This window comes from Streptomyces sp. NPDC020489 (assembly GCF_044386545.1).
Classification (GTDB): domain Bacteria; phylum Actinomycetota; class Actinomycetes; order Streptomycetales; family Streptomycetaceae; genus Streptomyces.
This window is the reverse complement of the sequence record NZ_JBIRUZ010000025.1, coordinates 53107-69046: the sequence shown is the minus strand read 5'-3', so window position 1 is coordinate 69046 and position 15940 is coordinate 53107. Positions and strand designations below refer to the sequence as shown.

The window sequence follows — 15940 nt, the reverse complement described above, 5'->3', positions numbered from 1 at the left end:
CACCCATATAGGTCCTTTTTTTAAAACTCCTTGTGGGCTTCCACCCCCCCCCGCGTTTTCCCGGGGGGGGGGGGGGGGCCGGGGGGGGGGGGGCGCCCCCCCCCCCCGGGGGGGGGGGCCCCCCTCCGCGAAGCCGAGGGGGTGCCTGTGCCCTACTTCCCGAGCGGCCCTTCTGCTTCGAGATCGCGGAGGAAGCTGTCAAGGGCCCCTGAGTAGACGTGAACGGCGATGCGCGCGTGCCCTGCTTCCCGGAGATCATTGGCTAGGGGCGCTGCGACGGCATAGACCTCAGGGCTGACCCGATGGCTGGCCTGCTTCCCCGTGCCCACGTCCGTCTCCCGAGAGAGAAGGAACTCCTCGGCAAGCGCCAACTGCTCCTCTATGGTCGTCGGCAGATACTGGCTCATTGCAGCGTCGACATACTGCGCAGCCGTCAGCGACTTACCGGAAGACGAACAGTCTTGCGCCACCCGTTTGCTTAGCTGTGTCACCAAGTCCGCCGCGAAGCGGAACGGATGCGTCTGCCAGGCGTCCCGACGGAGCTTGAGGTCCACCCTGCTGCTACGCCATGAGTTGAGCAATGCCGTGTGTGCGGGCCCCACCTTGGAGCCCTGGCGAGTGGAGACAGAGCGCTTTCGCCGGGACCCTGATGAAGGTGCTCCCCCCGCTCTTGGCTCAGCCTCAGTCGTCTCGGCTGTGGTCGCCTCCTCCCCCGGGACCGGCTGCTCGTCGTCATGAGCAACGAGGTGCTGCCCAGCGGCCTCCCCGTCGTCGGGTAGGCCTTGGTAGGCATGCGGGGTAGTTCCGTGCATTGCTCCAGAGTTAGCAGCGTCTGGAGATGAAAGATCACCGGAGTCCGGTCGTGCCGGTTCACTGAGTTGCACATCCGTGGCGGAGACCGACAGAGGCGTGGCGGAGCCGGATTCCGCTCCCTCGCTCAACGCCTGGTCTTCGGCCCGCGTCTGCGTAGTGTCCGGCGCAACCGCCTCAGCCGCGCCCTGCGAGTCAGGGGGTGTACTCGGGGCAGGCACGGCAATGGCGTCTTGTGAGGCCGAGGCCGGAACCTGGACAGCCTTAACTGGCTGAGCTCCGGCACCCTGACCCAGGACTGAGCGGGCCGCCACGCTCGCCGCACCCGACAGGGCGGGATTGCTGAGCAAGTCTGGACGAGGCCTGAGACCCGCGACCTTCTTCGCCGTCCTCTTCTTGGGTTGCTTGCGCTCCGCTCCGGAGGGCTCTTCCTCAGGCATCGACGTTCTCCTCGACAAGGACCGGATCGGCGATGGTCCACTTCTGGCGCGGCAGTTGGATGCGGTCCAGGATCTCCTCCACGACGCCCGTGTACTGCTTGCCACACGAGTGATTCGGGAACCGCGTTACGGCGGGCCGGCCGTGGATGTAGGACTCCGAGATGCGGACGTCGCGTCGCACATCCGTAACGAACGGAAAGAGGCCCCGCCCTGGCTCGGCGTTGATGCCGTCACCAATCATCGCGTTCCGGATGTCCACGTCCTGAGCCGTCCACGCAGACTCGGGGTTGGAGCGATTGAGTAGAGCGCCGAGAAGCTGTGGCTCGCAGACTCCCTGGGTGTTCGTTGCGATCGCGTGCGTGGCCGCGCTCAGAACCAGGGCACCCTTGATGGACTGGTACTCCGGGATGCAGACGGTTACCACGAAGTCAGCGGCCGCCAGCGCCACTGCGTTGAGGTGGGATACGGCCGGCGGTGTGTCGATGAGGACGAAGTGGAAGCCCCGTGCCTCCTGGAGCAAGAGGTGTCGAAGGGTGACGATCTCCTTGTAGGGCTTCGTCACGAAGGCGTTCTGCGCCGCTGACATGGATGCCTCTTCCGAGGCAAGGACGCAAAGCTGACCGTGACCTTCGAAGTCCCCCAGTACCTCGTCGGTGCGGTCGAACATCGCCTGCTTGAGATGCGGACGCGGGAACTTCTGGAGAGCCATCTGCAGGATGTAGCCGAGAGACCGCTGGAGCTCCGCTTCGTTCGCAACCTCATCCTCATGGCCGCCGAGCGTGATGCCGAGCGCGGTTCCAGCTTGCGCCTGGGGCTCAAGATCAACAATTAGGACGTTGTAGCCGGCCATGGAGAGGCGTGCGCCCAAGTTCACGGTGGTGGTCGTCTTGCCCACGCCGCCCTTCTGAGTGGCGATGGCAAGCACCACCGGCGCCGGGAGCGATGCCTCGTCGGCGACGTCGATGTCGCTCGGATGGGCTGTGGTCATCGCGAGGGCCTCCGGAGTTGGGAGAGAGGGTGGCTGCGGGAGACGGCGAGGTGACTGTCGCGTCGTGTCACGCGCTTGAGGTGTATCTGAGTGGCATTACTGGTCATTTGCTGCATCACGAGTGCGCTCTGCTGGTTATTACGGACATTGGGGGCGTGCTTCGTGCACTGGATGTCTGCAGTCCGTGTCACGACGCGACACGGGCGACCATAACAGGAAGATGCGACGAGTGTTGGTGTTGTGGCGTAGCGCGGGGCGTGTCGTGAGCCTTGCGGTGCGCCGAGTCCACGCCAGTGCCAAGGCTGCGGAGCTTGAGGGGCTGCCGCCAAGGCTGGGACTTGTGCAGGCGGCGACAAGAGGCCATGCATCTAGATAGCGCGAAGGGATGTGGTGCGCGTACAGGCAGAGTGGCGGGGTCGGACGTGCCAAGGTGCGTAATGTTCGAGAAGTATGCGTTCGCAGCATGAAGCGTGCGGATCAACGCGCAGGCAGCGACGTCGTCGCATGTGCGCGGGGTGCTAGTGGGCAACTGCCGATGTAGAAGCAGCGTGTGTCGATAGAAGTGCGTGTTAGGTGGAGAGGTGAGCGACCTGGCTGCATCGATCGAAACCTACAGAGATGCGAAGATCCCTACAGAGATACCTACAGAGATGCCTACGTACCTACAAGCATGCCTACAAGCATGCCTACGGAGATGAGTAAATTGGCTCAGCCCTAGCAGTCAGTGCGCGAACTGTGGAGGAGCAATGAGCATGTGCAGGCCACAAACGGCGAGCGCAAAGTGTGGGCGCAGTACCAATATATGTGTTGGTGGCGGCAAGCAAATGACCAGTAGTAGGTGCGCAGGACGGATTGCAAGTCCATGCCGACTGGAACGAAGTTTTCACTGAATCAGAGCCGAGGCGAGTGCGCGCCTTCTTGGTACATCAATGAATAGGTGCAGCGTCGGCGTACCAGTTTCTTGGAGTCCAAAGGGACCTGACGTTGCAACTCCGTCCCAAACAAGCTGCTTGAGACCATTCCCGACGACCAACCATCTTCGGTCGATGTCATAAGCCCGTCGTAATGAGGCTATTCGAGGCCACTGCTTGTGGACATCCCAATGGAGAATTCAAGGAGGTGGAGAGCCCGAGGAGCCAGTGGCCGTGTAGCGCGCGCAGTGGACAGCGGGGGGAGCCACACGGCAGCAACACTACGTCTGGCGGCGACCAGGCTCTGGCCGGTGGCAGTAGGGCCCCTAAACGCCTACAGCCAGAACGCCTCGGAGCGCTGAACGGCTCCGCCGCACGCGGCGGGCCCAGGTGCCTACACGGCCCGAGTGGGCTTGGTGAGGTGGGCCAGACGGACAACCTCTGGTCAGCCGAAGCGGTCACCCGGGGCTGGATCGCCGGGGGCCTGGCCCCTACTCGATGATGCTGTGGTGAAGCGCAGCCAGAGCCGGCCGTTGCCGGTTCGGATGTCCAGGGTGTCGGGGCTGGTGCTCTGGACGTGGCCGACGGGTTGGGCGCGCAGGACCCTGCGGGCGGCCATGAGGACGTCCAGGCCGGGGAGTTCCCGGTGGTTGGGGTCGGTGGGCTTTGTCCAACCGTTGTCGGTGCGGATGTGGACGGCGTAGTTGGCGTCGGGGTCGATCAGCTGGCGGGCGGTGGCGTAGGCGTGGTTGGGGTTCATGTCGCTGCTCCGTCGGCCGAGGGGCGGGGGTGTTCGTGCTCGCCGCCGTTGTTCACCTCGACGAGCAGCAGACTGGGCCCTTCGTTCTGGTCCTCGATGTGGACGTAGGGGACGTCGGAGGCGGGGCCCCACTGGGCTCGGCGGCGGATGAGGACGCTGACGCCGTGGACCTGGATCTCGTAGACGTCGCTGGGGGTGTTGTCCTCGGGAGAGGCGTCGACCACGGTGATCGACGCGTCGCGGATGCGGTGGAGTTCGGGGTCGGCCATGGAGGTTCCGGATGTTGTCGGCGCGGAGTCGGGGGAGTAGGTGGCGGGATCGAGTGCGACGAGAGCCTCGGCGATGGCCGAGGCCAGGTGGGAAGGGACGAGGCTGGAGTTCTGCAGCAGCGCGAGCTTGTCGCGCGGGGTGTCGGCGTGGTCAATCGCGTCGAGCTGCTCCTGGTCCTCGGTGTCGTCGCACGCCCACTGCTGGGCTTCGGCGAGGAGGGCTTCGAAGAGGGGCCGGCTGCGTCGGTGGGGTTCATGAGGGGCCTTGGGTAGGGGTGCCGGGCCCTGCGGGCCCGGCACCGGAGGAGGGCGGCGTGGGGTCGTGTCAGGGCTTGGCGGGGAGGAAGTGGACGAGGCGGAGGTGGGTTTGCGGCCCGCGCTCGTTGAAGGCGTCGACGCAGTCGGAACAGGTCGCCAGACGGGGATCGGCCGCGATGGGCTGGTGGGACTCGGCGCCGCACAGGGTCCAGCCCTTGCTCGCCGGAGCCAGCGGGGAGGTGAGGGGGCCCGGGTTCCAGGCGGTGGGGTCGGTCGTGGCTGCGATGCACGCCTCCGTGGTGGGGACGGGCGGGGCGTTGCGGACGGCTTCGGCGAGTTGGAGGAGGAGGCCGAGCACCTTGTCGCGGTTGCCGTAGAGGGCGATGCCGTCGCTGCTGTCGTAGACGGCGGCGACGATCTCGCCGGGCTCGACGAGTGCGTCGTCGGAGTTGAAGCCGGGGTAGAGCAGGACCGGTGTGGCGTCGGCGGAGACCCACTCGAATTCGGTGTTGCCGAGCATGGGAGAGCCCTTCGGGTAGGGGTGCGGGACACGGGCGAGCAGGCGCCCGACGCGTGGCCGGGCGCAGCTGTGGGTGAGGTCAGGGGGTGACCGGCTCGACGTGTTCGACGGTGTCGTCGAGCCAGGCGTCGTCATCGCGGGCGAACTCCTCGTACGCGCGTTGCACGGCGTGGCGGTGGGTGTCGACGGGGAACGTGCACGCCCAGTTCGCGCCCTCGGCGAACACGGGCCGGGTGAGGGCGTCGACGGCGTCCTGGTCCTCGTCGTCGACCTGGTGGGACGCGGTGATGCTGAGGGTGGCGTTGTCCGTGGACCAGCGGCCGATCAGCAGAGTGGACATGGCGTGGCTCGCCTTCGTGGCTGGCCGGGACCCGGCGGTGGCTCACCGGGCCCTGGGGACGGTGAGGTTCAGGAGGCCAAGACGACGCGGATGTGTTCGCCGTAGCCCGGCTCCGACCACCTGGTCAGGGAGTCGAGGGCGGCGGCGATGTCCGCGAAGCGGTCCCGGTCACGGAACCCGCCGGTGACCTCTTCGGTCCTGCCGCCGTACATCTCGGTGACCTCGGCGCCGCGCCAGCCGGGTCCGCCCCAGTAGTCGAAGACCACGGCGTCGGGCATCGGGGCGTCGGGGCCGTAGTGCCGGAGCAGCGCGCGGCGCAGCGCAGCCCACCGGCGCTCGGTGTACATGCACGGGTGGAGGTCGCCGACCGGCTTGCCCTTGCTGCCCCATCCGCAGCCCTCGCAGTAGCGCTGCCCCCGGTAGTTGTAGGCGGGGCAGGCCGGGTTGCCGCAGCGCCACAGGTAGCCGGCCTGGCGGGCGAGTTCCTGGATGCGCTGGGTCTCGGGCTCGTCGGCATGGGCGAGGAGACGGGCTATGACGGATCGGACCGCTTCGGCGTCGGACATGGGAGATCTCCGTAAGGGGGCATGGGGGAGCGGCAGGGCGGCTCCGAGAGGGGGGCGGGGTGGAGGGGAACGTCACCCTCAACACGAATAACACTACACATTGAAACGCGAATAGGCAACAGCTCGGGGTGGTGTGGGCCCGCGCAGCCCAACCCTTCAGGAGACGCAGCGCCACGGGGCCAACGCGCTGCCGTAGGCGGGACCCAACGGCTCGGAGTCCGAGCAAAAGCGCACGGACACCCTGACCTTCATCTCGCGCGCGTCGGCCCTTCGGGAGCGCCGGCGCCGCCAACACGCCAGCCATCGGCTCAGCCTCAGCCATTCCGGAGAACGCGGTTCCCCTCCTGGGCCACCATCAGAGGCATGCGTGAAGAGGACTTCCAGGAAGAGCAGTACTTCGGCGACGACTTCATTCACCTCACTGACGCGCCCTTGTGGGAGGGAGAGCCCCTGCCCAGGTCGCGCAGGACCAAGAACTTCAAGAATCGGCAGCTGCTTCCCGGCGCCAGGGTGCGACTGCTCGACTACTTCGACACGGGGCGCACGCCCCCCAAGGAGATCTGCGCCGCCGTACGGCACATGGCGTGGGAGGACCTGGAAGAAGCAGGAGGGCCGCTCGATGCTGTCGGCGACCGGCTCTACGTCCTGGAGTTCCGGTCCATGATCGAGAAGCTGTCCTACATCAAGGTCGGCAGGGCGGAGAACACGCCTGCCAACACCCGCGAGGTCGTGGATCGCATCTCACGCCATGAAAGCGACGCGCAGGTGACTCAGGCGCTCCTGTTCCAGGCGTGGATCTCGCGCCCGTGCGCCACGGCTGAGGGATGGGAGACAGGCGTCAAGGATCATCTGACGGCCGTGACGGAGATCCTGAGAATCGGCGTGGCGGTCAAGAAGGAGTACTTCCGAGGCATCAGCCATTTCGACGCCGTGCGGGTTGCGGAGATGCACCAGGAGCACGTTGATCTCGCCTAACGCCGAGGAGCGCGCGATCCGGCGAGCGTGTCGGCGATGGTCAAGAGAGACGGACGATGCCGATGTGCACGGTCCGGCCGCACGGGAGGCTTCCCCGCCCATCCAGACCGCTGTCGGTGCGCCATGTCCGGACCTGCTCCAGCCCTGCGCCGGCGGCAGCGGCGACACTCTCCACGTCGTCACCGCGTGCGGCTGTCGCCAGCAGCCGGACGGTGAAGCCCTGGCCGTCGTCGTCCACCCACAACTGGGCCCCCGACAGCAGCTGTTGGTCCAGTGCGGCCGTCCACGGGGCCAGCGTCCGCAGCAGGGCAGCCGCCGCCGACGTAGACGTTGCGCGGTGTCTGGGCGCGGTCCCGCGCACCGGCGTGTCCACGGCGGCGACCAGGGCCACTTCGTCTTCCAGGTCCGCCGTGATCACACCGTCGTCCTGGTCGACCGCCCGGCCAGCCACCTCGCCGCCCGTCGCCGCTGACAGGCGCGCCATACTCGCCGAGGCGGCCGGCCCGCTCGCGCACACCTCCGCCTGCACGTCCCGGTCGCTCATGCACAGCCGGACCGGCTCCAACGGGGCACAGCTATCCAGCAGGCGGGCAACCGCTTCCACGCAGCGGGCCAGGGAGAGTGACATGGCCGCCATTCTCGCCCCAGCGAGGTCGAGGCGTTGGGTTGTCCGGCCAACGGGCCGGCTTGAACCCGGGCAGCCGCCGGTCGGCGGTCAGCTGCCCGCGGCGGCCGTCGGCCGGGTGTCGGGGACCGGCCTGAGCCACGACACCGCGTCGTGGGCGTAGCTCTGGAACGCCGGGACGAGGTCCGAGGAGTCGTCCAGGGCGCTGAAGTTGAACGCGATGCTCGTGGCGCCGTCGTCCAGGGCGCACAACTGGCTCCCGCAGTCGGGGCAGCGACCGCGCCGCGTCTTCTGTGGGTACGTGTAGAACCAGACCGGCTCCCGGCCGATCCAGACCAGACCCGCCAGAGGGAAACAGACCCACGACATCACCGGCCCGCCGCTCAGCTTCTGGCAATGCCGGCAACTGCACAGGTGGGGCGCGTCAGGAGCATCGGGCACCTCGAAGCGGACGGCCCCGCACAGGCAGCCGCCGCAGCGTAGGGCGGACGACGAAGAAGAGTCGGTGGTGGTCACGGCTTACTCCCAGGATCGAAGACCAGCAGAGCGAACGCATGTGCTGCTCACGTACACCCCTACCGATCGGGCAGCAGTTCGGTTGCTGTCTTGAGAACCGGTTCACCAAGACGTGTGTCTTCGGCTCAAGTACGCCACGGGAAAGGCGTTGTGGGCTGCGCCACGCGCCAGTGCCGGGCGGCCGGAGGCCACGGCACCGCATGGCCTGGGGGCCTAGGGCTACGCGACGCTGCCGACGGGGACATGCCCGGAGACGTGCCAGTCCCACAGCTGGTGGGCGCTGTCCAGGCTGGGGCACCAGGTGACCTTGCGTCCGTTGCGGCAGATTTCGCCGGCACCCGGCGCGCACCGGCACACCACCCGGAACTGTCCGGCGCGCGCGGTCACGACCGCCTGCACGATCCGGCCCACGTGCGTGCCGTGGACGACATCCAGACGGATGGCCGCGGCGAGCTGTTCCGCCGTGACTACCTCCAGCCGGTCGACCGAGTCCAGCGCCTGGCAGACACCGCCGTCGGGGAGCGTGTACGACTTCACGGCCACCCACTGCCCGAGCCGGACCACGGCGCCGACCACTGCGGCACGCTCCTGCTCGGGGTAGCGCTGCATGACCAGGTCGCCCCGCCGGATGTGAGGGGTATCCGCCAGACGCTGGAGCGAGCTCACCGAGACCTTCGCGCTGACGCGGTCCTCGAGCCGCGCGGACTCCACGGTCCACACACCCGGCCCGGGCTTCATCAGTTCCCACTCGCCTGGCCAGCCCTCCACCTCCACGATCTCACCGGCACTGAACATCCCGCCGTCGGGCGGAGCGTCGGGGGTCCAGAGCATGGCCTGAGTAGACGTCACCACTTCTTCCCAGCTTCCTTTCCGTGTTCATTCGAGTGACCTCGAAGCCGCGAGCCGTCGGCCCGGCCCGCCTTCTCGGAGGCGGGCCGGGCCGCAACTGGGCAAGCGCGTTTCGCGCGGCCGGTCAGCCTTGGGCCTTCGCCGCCTCGGCGGTGAGCTCGTGGTGCACGCGCAGCGCCGCGGCCGCGTACGCCACGGGCGACGGGTTGGCACCCTGCACGCCCGTCATCGCCGCAAGGAAGCGTGCGTAGAGGGCCTGGTCCGCGTCGTCGACGACGTCCTCGATCAGCTTGAACGCGCTCGTTGCGAAGCGGCGGATGGCCAGCGGCCGGGCCTTGCGGCCGGCCGTGCCCTGCCTGTCGCGCTCCACCACACACTCGGCGTGCGTGTCCGTCAGAGCGAGCACGCGCAGCATCCGCTCGCGGTCGACCATGTCGGGGGCCATGTCCTGCCACAGCTGACCGACCCGGACTGGTCCGACGGCGGAGGAGACGGGGGAGGGGCTGGTACTCATGAGGAACTCCTCAACAGGGGCGAAGGATTGGTGCCGGGCGGGCGCCCGGGGGCAAGCGGAGGATCGGGGGACTCAGGCCGTGGTCCCGGGGACGGGAGCCTTGAGGATGCGGAGGTTCTCCGCCTGGATCTCGGCGCAGAACCGGCAGATGAGCACCCACAACGGCATGGACAGCCCGTCGAGCTGGTCATGGAGCAACCGGGCGGCTTCGTGCATGCCGTGCTGCGCGCGGACCACGTCCATCGAGTCCAGGCCGCGCGACCTCCGCTCAAGAGACCGGCCGGCGCCGAGCAGGAGGTCGTGGGCCTCGCGGCTGACCGTCTCCAGCCGCAGCGGATGCGCTGGGGTGAGCCGGGACGGCGGCGGCGGGGCCGGGTCGAAGGCGGTCGGGCGGGCCGCGCTGTAGCGCGTCGCCCACAGCTCGACCATGTAGACCGCGGCGGCCTGCCAGGCCGCTTCGTCGTGCTCGCCGGTGCGCTCCTGGAACGTCGCGATCGCCCGGTCGAGGAGGACCTCGGCGCGCTCCAGTGCCGTGCCGTGGCCGAGGCGGAAGTCTTCCAGGGCCTTGGCGGCCTCGATCACGTGCACCTGGGCCGCGGGGGCGTGATCGGTGAGGCTGCGGCGCATCAGGATGTCGCCTGCCTCCACGACGATCCGCGAGCCTGGCGCGGCGGGCTCCCCTGGTTCGGGGGACAGATAGGGCATGGCTGTCGTACTCCTCAGGTGTCATGCCGGTCGCGGGAGGCAGATCCCGGCGGGCCAGGAGACGGGCAAGTCCCGGCGTGCCGTGTCGTTGCGGACAAGGCCGCCTTCTCGTTTCTCCTCCGGGCGGCCCCGGCCAACGCTTAATGACAATACATCTTGAAATCCCATCAGGCAACAACCACAATACATACTGGAATCTCAACAAGGCGCTTGCATCCGCTGGCTCGGGTGCGTTAGATTCGCGTTAGATTTGAACTCTGAGGGTGGAGGTGGAGATGGGGGGCAGCGACCCGGTAGCGGCTGTACTCGACCGGATCTCGTTCGACGGTCCGGTGCCGCCACTGCCGGAACCGGCGGAACGGGTCAGGCTCCGGGAGGCGTTCGGCTGGACCGTGACGCAGATGGGCCAGGCCAACGATGTCCGCCGCGAGACGGTGTGGACCTGGGAATCGGACCCGCCCCGCACACCGCGTGGCGAAAAGGGGCAGCGGTACGCCAGGATCCTCGCCTACTTCGCCGCCGAGCTCGCTCGCGTTGGTGGAGAGGGGGGCTCGGCCGCCTTGGAACCCGTGCCCGAAGGTGAGCCCGAGTCAGCGCCGGATGCGCTCGCCGCGGAGGCGACTCCTCTCGAGTTCGAGTTCGACATCGAGGACCCTCCCGAGCTCGTCTGGCCGGACACCGAGTCCGCCCCGGCGCGCGCGGATACGGCGGTACCCGAGTTCGACGAGCCCGGCTCCTGGATCGACCTGCCGGAGGGCGTCACCCGGCTGTGCGTTCGGTGCGGGCACCCGACGTCCAGCGTCGTGGACGGCCAGCCCCGCCACGTGTACCTCCAGGCCATGGCCGCCATGGGCATGCCCCGCTGCGGCACCCGGCCCACCACGCAAGCCGAGCCCGTCTCCGCCCCGCGGACCGAGACGACGGCGCCCACGTCCGCCGTTGCCGCTCCCGCCCCCGCGGCGCCGGCGGTCGCCGCACCGGTGGCCACCCCGGCACCGGCCCTCCCCGCTGCCGCCGCACCCGCCGGCCGTCCGCCGGCCGCGACGCGCCGCCCGGCCACCGCTCCGGCCTCCCGCCGTACGAAGCGCACGGCGAAGAAGCCGGCCGTGAAGCCGGTGCCGCCGGAGTACGCCGACGGCCCGCTGGCCGTCCTCGGCATTACCGACGGCGCCCTCACCGCGCACCTCGCTGACGGCCGCACCGTTCCGTGCCCGGCCAAGACCCTCCAGGCCCTGGCCGCGTGGGCGCTGGACAAGCGGAAGATCCGCCTGGGCGCGGCCAAGGCCCACGACAACGGCTTCGACCAGGACCCGCTGATCATCCTCACGGAGGGCGCCGTCGCCCACTTCGGCCTGCCCACCAACCTCGCGGACCAGGAAGACCTCCGCCTGCCGGCCGACCACAAGGCCCTCAAGAGCCTCACCAAGGCCGGATGGGAACTCACCAAGGCGGGGTTCGGCCCGTGGCCGCGGATCTTCAAGCGTCTCGACGGCAAGCGCCACTGCATCCAGCTCTTCCTCACCCCGTGGGGCGCCCTGGAGAGCCGCGTCTGGGGCCCGGCCGGCGAGCTGCCCGCGGGCGACCTCGCCAGGATGCTTGGCACCTACGCCCGCCTGGTCATCACCCCCCGCGGCACCGTCGCCGTCACCGGCGAGGAGCTCATGACCTCGCTGCGCCCGCCCACCAAGGCCGAGTGGAGCCAGGACGAGGGCAAGTACGTCTCGGCGAAGGTGCCCCACACCCTCCACACCCTCGTCGACCCCGCCCCGCCCGAGGCCCCCGACGAGCATCCCGTCGTCGCCGCCGACTACCCGGAGGAAGGCTCCCGGCCCGCCAGCGAGGCCCTCGACGAGGAGGCGTGCATCTGGGTCCGTCCCGCCGACCTGATCACCGACGCCGAGCGGGCGTGCACCCACGTCGCCGCCCTGGACGTGCAGGTCGCCTTCCTCGCGGCCTGCCGCCGGCTGCACGTCGGCACCGGCCCCGCCATCCACTACCCCCGCAACCCCGCCTTCGACCCCGACCTGCCCGGCTCCTGGTACCTCGACCTCTCCCACGTCGAGACCGACCCGCGCCTGCCCAGCCCCTTCACCTCCAGCGGCGAACGCCCCGACGGTCCCGGCTGGTACGCCACCCCCACCGTCGCCTACGCCGTCGAACTCGGCGCCGACGTCCGCCCGATGGAGGCATGGGTCCGCGAGACCCACAGCCCTTACCTCCAGCCCTGGTACGACACGCTGCGCGACGCCTACCTGACCGTGATGGCCGAACTCGGCGTCACCCAGGACCTCGACGACGAAGCCTTCCTCGCGGCCATGGCCGTCTACAAGGACGGCGACCCGCTGCTGGTGACCCTGGCAGGCGCGATCAAGGCCACCGCCAAGTCGGGCATCGGCAAGCTGCGCCAGCGCCCCAACATGGGCGTCGACCACGTCTTCGGCGACCCGTGGCCGGCCCTGAAACGCCTGACGTGGCGGCCCGACATCCGTGCCATGATCCTGTCGAAGGCACGGACCAACATGCACCGCAAGATGCACAACCTCGCCACCAGGGCGGGCCGTTACCCCCTCGCGGTCAACAACGACTGCGTCGTCTACGCCATCGACGGCCTGTCGCCGCTGCCCCTCCTCCTCGGCTCCGACGGCCAGCCGATCCGCGGCGGGTTCCGCCTCGGTGTCAACCCCGGCTCCGTCAAGCACCAGGGCTCCCAGACCATCGGCTGGGCGCTGGACCTGCTCGCCGACGGAGTGAACATCGCCAACGAGATCAAGGACGCCTCGCTCGTCCGCGTGGCCTGAGACCAAGGAAGCTGACTGACCGTGGGACTGATCGAAGACCGCCTGGACGAGGCCGCCGAGACCGCCTACTCCCAGCCGATCCCCAAGACCCTCGGCGCCCGGATCCGTTTCCTGCTCAAGCAGGAGAAGGGCGTCAGCCGTGCTGAGGCCGCCCGCGCGGTCGCTGAGAAGATCGGCAAGTCCCAGCGCACCGTCGAGCGCTACCGCGACGACAAGATCAAGTCCACGAAGCCGGAGACCGCCGCCCTCGTCGAAGCCGAGGTCAAGAAGCTCTGGCAGCCGATCGTGAAGGCGAAGAAGCTCCAGGCCGCCATCACCACCGGCGGCATCAAGGTCGACGTACGTGCCAAATTCGGGTTCACGTCCCCCAAGGGAACCACCAATGACCCCCGCTACCGCCGCCTCACCCGCCGCCTGGACGCAGCCACCGCCGCCGCCCTCTTCGAGGCCAAGACGGCCGGCGCCTCCGAGGAAGACCTCGCCCAGATCGTCGCTGACGGACTGCGCGACGACTACTTCACCGACGGCGGCACCCGTGCCACCTCCCTACAGCAGGTCGAGCTGACCGGCATCGACCACATCCGCTTCAGCATCACCTGACCGCCGACCGCCCCCGGCTGAGAGGACCGGCCACCCCGTGACCGCGACCATCACCACCCCGCCGCCCCGGATCAGGCTGCGCCCGCACCAGTCCAAGGCCGTCCACGCCGCGCACACCGCGCTGCGCCACACCGCCCGGACCTCCGTCGTGATGGCCTGCGGTACCGGCAAGACGTACGTCGCCGCGCGCACCGCCGCCCGCGTCGCCCCCCAGGGCACCCGGCTGGTGCTGCTGCCGACCCTGGAACTTCTCGCCCAGACCATCGACGACTGGCGCACCGCCGGCATGAGCGGCCCGGTTCTGGCCCTGTGCTCCAAGCGCCCCAACACCGCGGGCGAGCCGGTCGCGTTCACCACCGACCCGGCCGTCCTCGCCTCCACTGTCCGTCAGAATCCCGGCCTGACGGTGTTCGCCACCTACCACTCCCTGCACCGCGTCCAAGACGCCCACCACCGCTTCGCCCTCCCCACCTGGTCGCTGATCGCCATCGACGAAGCCCACCGCACCAGCGGTGACCTGGGAAAACGCTGGGCTGCCGTCCACGACGACGAGCTGATCCCCGCACACAAGCGGCTCTACCTCACCGCCACCCCGAGGATCTGGTCGGCCGGCGAGCCCGATGACGACGAGGACGACTCGCTCGTCGCATCCATGGACAACCCCGCCCTCTACGGCGACACCTGCTTCCGCCTCCCGCTCGCCGAGGCCATCGACATAGACCTCCTGGCCGACTACCGCGTCGTCGTCATGGAAGTCCACGAGGCCACCATCCGCACCCGGCTCGGCATCTCCGACAAGGCCACCGAAGCCGAACTGCGCCAGGCCGCGCTCCAGATCGCCGTCCTGCGCGCCATGGCCGAGCTCGACCTGCGCCGCGTCGTCTCCTTCCACCACCGCGTCGCCGACGCCCACGCCTTCGCCAGCACCCTCCCCGAGACCGCCGCCCTCCTCCACGCACTCGACGAGACCGGAACCAGCTGCCCCGACCCGGGCGAACTGTGGGCGGCCGGCCTCGACAGCACCATGGACCCCGCCTACCGCCGCGAGCTCCTCGACCGCTTCGACGGCCGCCCCGGCGAGTTCCTCGAGCCGGCCCACCGCACCGTGATCGCGAACGCTCGCCTTCTCGGCGAGGGCGTCAACATCCCCAGCATCGACACCGTCGTCTTCGCCGACCCCAAAGAGTCCATCGTCGACACGGTCCAGGCCGTCGGCCGGGCACTGCGCCAAAAGCCCGGCCAGGGCAAGAAGGCCACCCTCATCGTCCCCGTCTACGTCGCACCCGGCGAAGACGCCGACGACCTCATGGGCTCCAACCTGTACCGGCCGCTCTGGCGGGTCCTCCAGGCCCTGCGTGCACACGACGACCGCATCGCCGACCGGCTCGCCGTCCCCCAGCAGCCCGCCCACCCGGTCCCGGAAGACGAGGACGAGGAGTCCGGCGTGCCCGTGGACGTCGTCTTCGACCGGCCCTTCCCCGCCGACACCATCGCCCAGGCGTTCCGGCTGCGCGTCCTCCACCCCCGCGAAGCGTCCTTCCGCCGCGGCCTGGAAGCCGCCACCGCCTACCAGCAGACCCACGGACACCTCGACGTCCCCCGGCTCTACGACGACGAGAACGGCTTCGCACTGGGCCGCTGGATCAACCGGGCCCGAAAGGCCTACGCGGCCGGCACCCTCAAGCCCGCCCAGATCAAGGCCCTCGAACACCTCGGCATCATCTGGAACCTCCAGACCCAGGCCGCTGAACGCGGACTGCTCCACGCCCGCAACTGGGCCGCCCGCCACGGCCATCTCGCCGCCCCCACCGGCGAGATGGCCGGCGACTTCGCCCTCGGCCGCTGGCTCACCAACCGCCGGGCCGCCGCCCGCACCCGCGCCGACGGCGGACTCGAACCCGACCCCACCGACACCGCGCTCACCGAGATCGACCCGTACTGGAACCCCGCCTGGTCGATCACCTGGCAGCGCCTCTACTACACCGCCCGCACCTACGCCAACGCGAGCATCACCCTCGACGACCTCCCCGCCGACTTCATCACCGACGACGACGAACCCCTCGGCGAATGGGTCCGCGCCCAGAGCACCGACTACAGCACCCTCCACCCCGAGCAGCTCCGGCTCGTGCGCGAACTGGGCATCACCCTGATCGAACCCGCCGAAGACGAACCGCCGCAGCCCACCGGCCGCGCCGCCCGCCAGCAGCGGCAGCTCGACCACGGCCTGGCAGCCGTCGCCGCCTTCCGCGACCGCGAAGGACACCTCCACATCCGCCAACGCGACACCGTCACTCTCGACGGTGAGGAGTACAAAGTCGGTCAGTGGCTCAAGAACCTCCGCAAACGCTGGGACGAGCTGCCCCCCGAACACCTCCACGCCGTCACCGCCGCAGGCATCACCCGCCACCCACAGACACCCGAGGCAACGATCAGCGGCTGAACGTGCCACCCCACGGGCCGGGTTCCGCCGGCGAAAGGGCGGCCCCGAGCACGAGA

At 69.2% G+C, this 15940-nt stretch carries 16 protein-coding genes; 4 read left to right on the top strand and 12 right to left on the bottom strand.

From position 1 onward, the window contains the following. Nucleotides 1-152: 152 nt before the first annotated feature. From ACH41F_RS40515 to ACH41F_RS40485, 7 genes are all read right to left on the bottom strand, one after another. Nucleotides 153-554, bottom strand: a complete 402-nt coding sequence (locus ACH41F_RS40515; RefSeq protein ID WP_030578395.1) for a hypothetical protein — start codon at nucleotides 552-554, stop codon at nucleotides 153-155. 688 nt (nucleotides 555-1242) lie between these two features. Continuing rightward, the gene (locus ACH41F_RS40510; protein WP_391237893.1) at nucleotides 1243-2238 is read right to left on the bottom strand and encodes an AAA family ATPase; all 996 of its coding nucleotides are present in this window, start codon (nucleotides 2236-2238) and stop codon (nucleotides 1243-1245) included. Nucleotides 2239-3594: 1356 nt separating this feature from the next. After that, complete coding sequence (locus tag ACH41F_RS40505; protein WP_200402209.1) at nucleotides 3595-3909, bottom strand: hypothetical protein; 315 nt, start codon at nucleotides 3907-3909, stop codon at nucleotides 3595-3597. Continuing rightward, a complete protein-coding gene (locus ACH41F_RS40500) occupies nucleotides 3906-4478 on the bottom strand; it encodes a hypothetical protein (RefSeq protein ID WP_391237890.1) in 573 nt (190 codons plus the stop codon). Before ACH41F_RS40500 ends, ACH41F_RS40505 begins: the two co-directional genes overlap by 4 nt. 25 nt (nucleotides 4479-4503) lie before the next feature. Further along, nucleotides 4504-4956, bottom strand: a complete 453-nt coding sequence (locus ACH41F_RS40495) for a hypothetical protein (RefSeq protein ID WP_391237887.1) — start codon at nucleotides 4954-4956, stop codon at nucleotides 4504-4506. Nucleotides 4957-5035: 79 nt separating this feature from the next. After that, nucleotides 5036-5296: a hypothetical protein gene (locus ACH41F_RS40490; RefSeq protein ID WP_030578380.1), complete on the bottom strand. Its 261-nt coding sequence runs from the start codon at nucleotides 5294-5296 to the stop codon at nucleotides 5036-5038. A 68-nt stretch (nucleotides 5297-5364) separates the two neighbouring features. Then, the gene (locus ACH41F_RS40485) at nucleotides 5365-5862 is read right to left on the bottom strand and encodes a hypothetical protein (protein ID WP_391237884.1); all 498 of its coding nucleotides are present in this window, start codon (nucleotides 5860-5862) and stop codon (nucleotides 5365-5367) included. A 363-nt stretch (nucleotides 5863-6225) separates the two neighbouring features. Here ACH41F_RS40485 and ACH41F_RS40480 point away from each other — a divergent pair, with 363 nt between their 5' ends. Then, on the top strand, nucleotides 6226-6837 hold the full coding sequence (locus tag ACH41F_RS40480) for a hypothetical protein (protein WP_391237881.1): 612 nt from the start codon (nucleotides 6226-6228) through the stop codon (nucleotides 6835-6837). Nucleotides 6838-6877: 40 nt separating this feature from the next. Here the strand turns inward: ACH41F_RS40480 and ACH41F_RS40475 are convergent, their stop codons facing one another. The 5 genes from ACH41F_RS40475 to ACH41F_RS40455 all read right to left on the bottom strand — a co-directional run bounded on the left by ACH41F_RS40475 (nucleotide 6878) and on the right by ACH41F_RS40455 (nucleotide 10046). Continuing rightward, entirely contained in the window at nucleotides 6878-7465 is a 588-nt protein-coding gene (locus ACH41F_RS40475) for a hypothetical protein (protein WP_200402203.1), read from the bottom strand. A gap of 87 nt (nucleotides 7466-7552) precedes the next feature. Further along, entirely contained in the window at nucleotides 7553-7978 is a 426-nt protein-coding gene (locus tag ACH41F_RS40470) for a GFA family protein (protein WP_391237876.1), read from the bottom strand. Between the two features lie 219 nt (nucleotides 7979-8197). Then, nucleotides 8198-8809, bottom strand: a complete 612-nt coding sequence (locus ACH41F_RS40465; RefSeq protein WP_391237873.1) for a hypothetical protein — start codon at nucleotides 8807-8809, stop codon at nucleotides 8198-8200. A 142-nt stretch (nucleotides 8810-8951) separates the two neighbouring features. Next, nucleotides 8952-9341 carry a DUF6354 family protein gene (locus ACH41F_RS40460; RefSeq protein WP_053760165.1) on the bottom strand — a complete coding sequence of 130 codons (390 nt, stop codon included), beginning with the start codon at nucleotides 9339-9341 and terminating at the stop codon, nucleotides 8952-8954. Between the two features lie 72 nt (nucleotides 9342-9413). Then, nucleotides 9414-10046, bottom strand: coding sequence for a hypothetical protein (locus ACH41F_RS40455; protein ID WP_030578362.1), 633 nt, complete (start codon nucleotides 10044-10046; stop codon nucleotides 9414-9416). 275 nt (nucleotides 10047-10321) lie between these two features. Here ACH41F_RS40455 and tap point away from each other — a divergent pair, with 275 nt between their 5' ends. The 3 genes from tap to ACH41F_RS40440 are packed head-to-tail and all read left to right on the top strand — an operon-like array spanning nucleotide 10322 to nucleotide 15884. Continuing rightward, complete coding sequence (tap, locus tag ACH41F_RS40450) at nucleotides 10322-12844, top strand: telomere-associated protein Tap (RefSeq protein ID WP_391237868.1); 2523 nt, start codon at nucleotides 10322-10324, stop codon at nucleotides 12842-12844. 21 nt (nucleotides 12845-12865) lie between these two features. Next, on the top strand, nucleotides 12866-13444 hold the full coding sequence (gene tpg / locus ACH41F_RS40445) for a telomere-protecting terminal protein Tpg (RefSeq protein WP_030578356.1): 579 nt from the start codon (nucleotides 12866-12868) through the stop codon (nucleotides 13442-13444). 37 nt (nucleotides 13445-13481) lie between these two features. After that, nucleotides 13482-15884 carry a Helicase associated domain protein gene (locus ACH41F_RS40440; RefSeq protein WP_391237865.1) on the top strand — a complete coding sequence of 801 codons (2403 nt, stop codon included), beginning with the start codon at nucleotides 13482-13484 and terminating at the stop codon, nucleotides 15882-15884. Nucleotides 15885-15940: the final 56 nt, after the last annotated feature.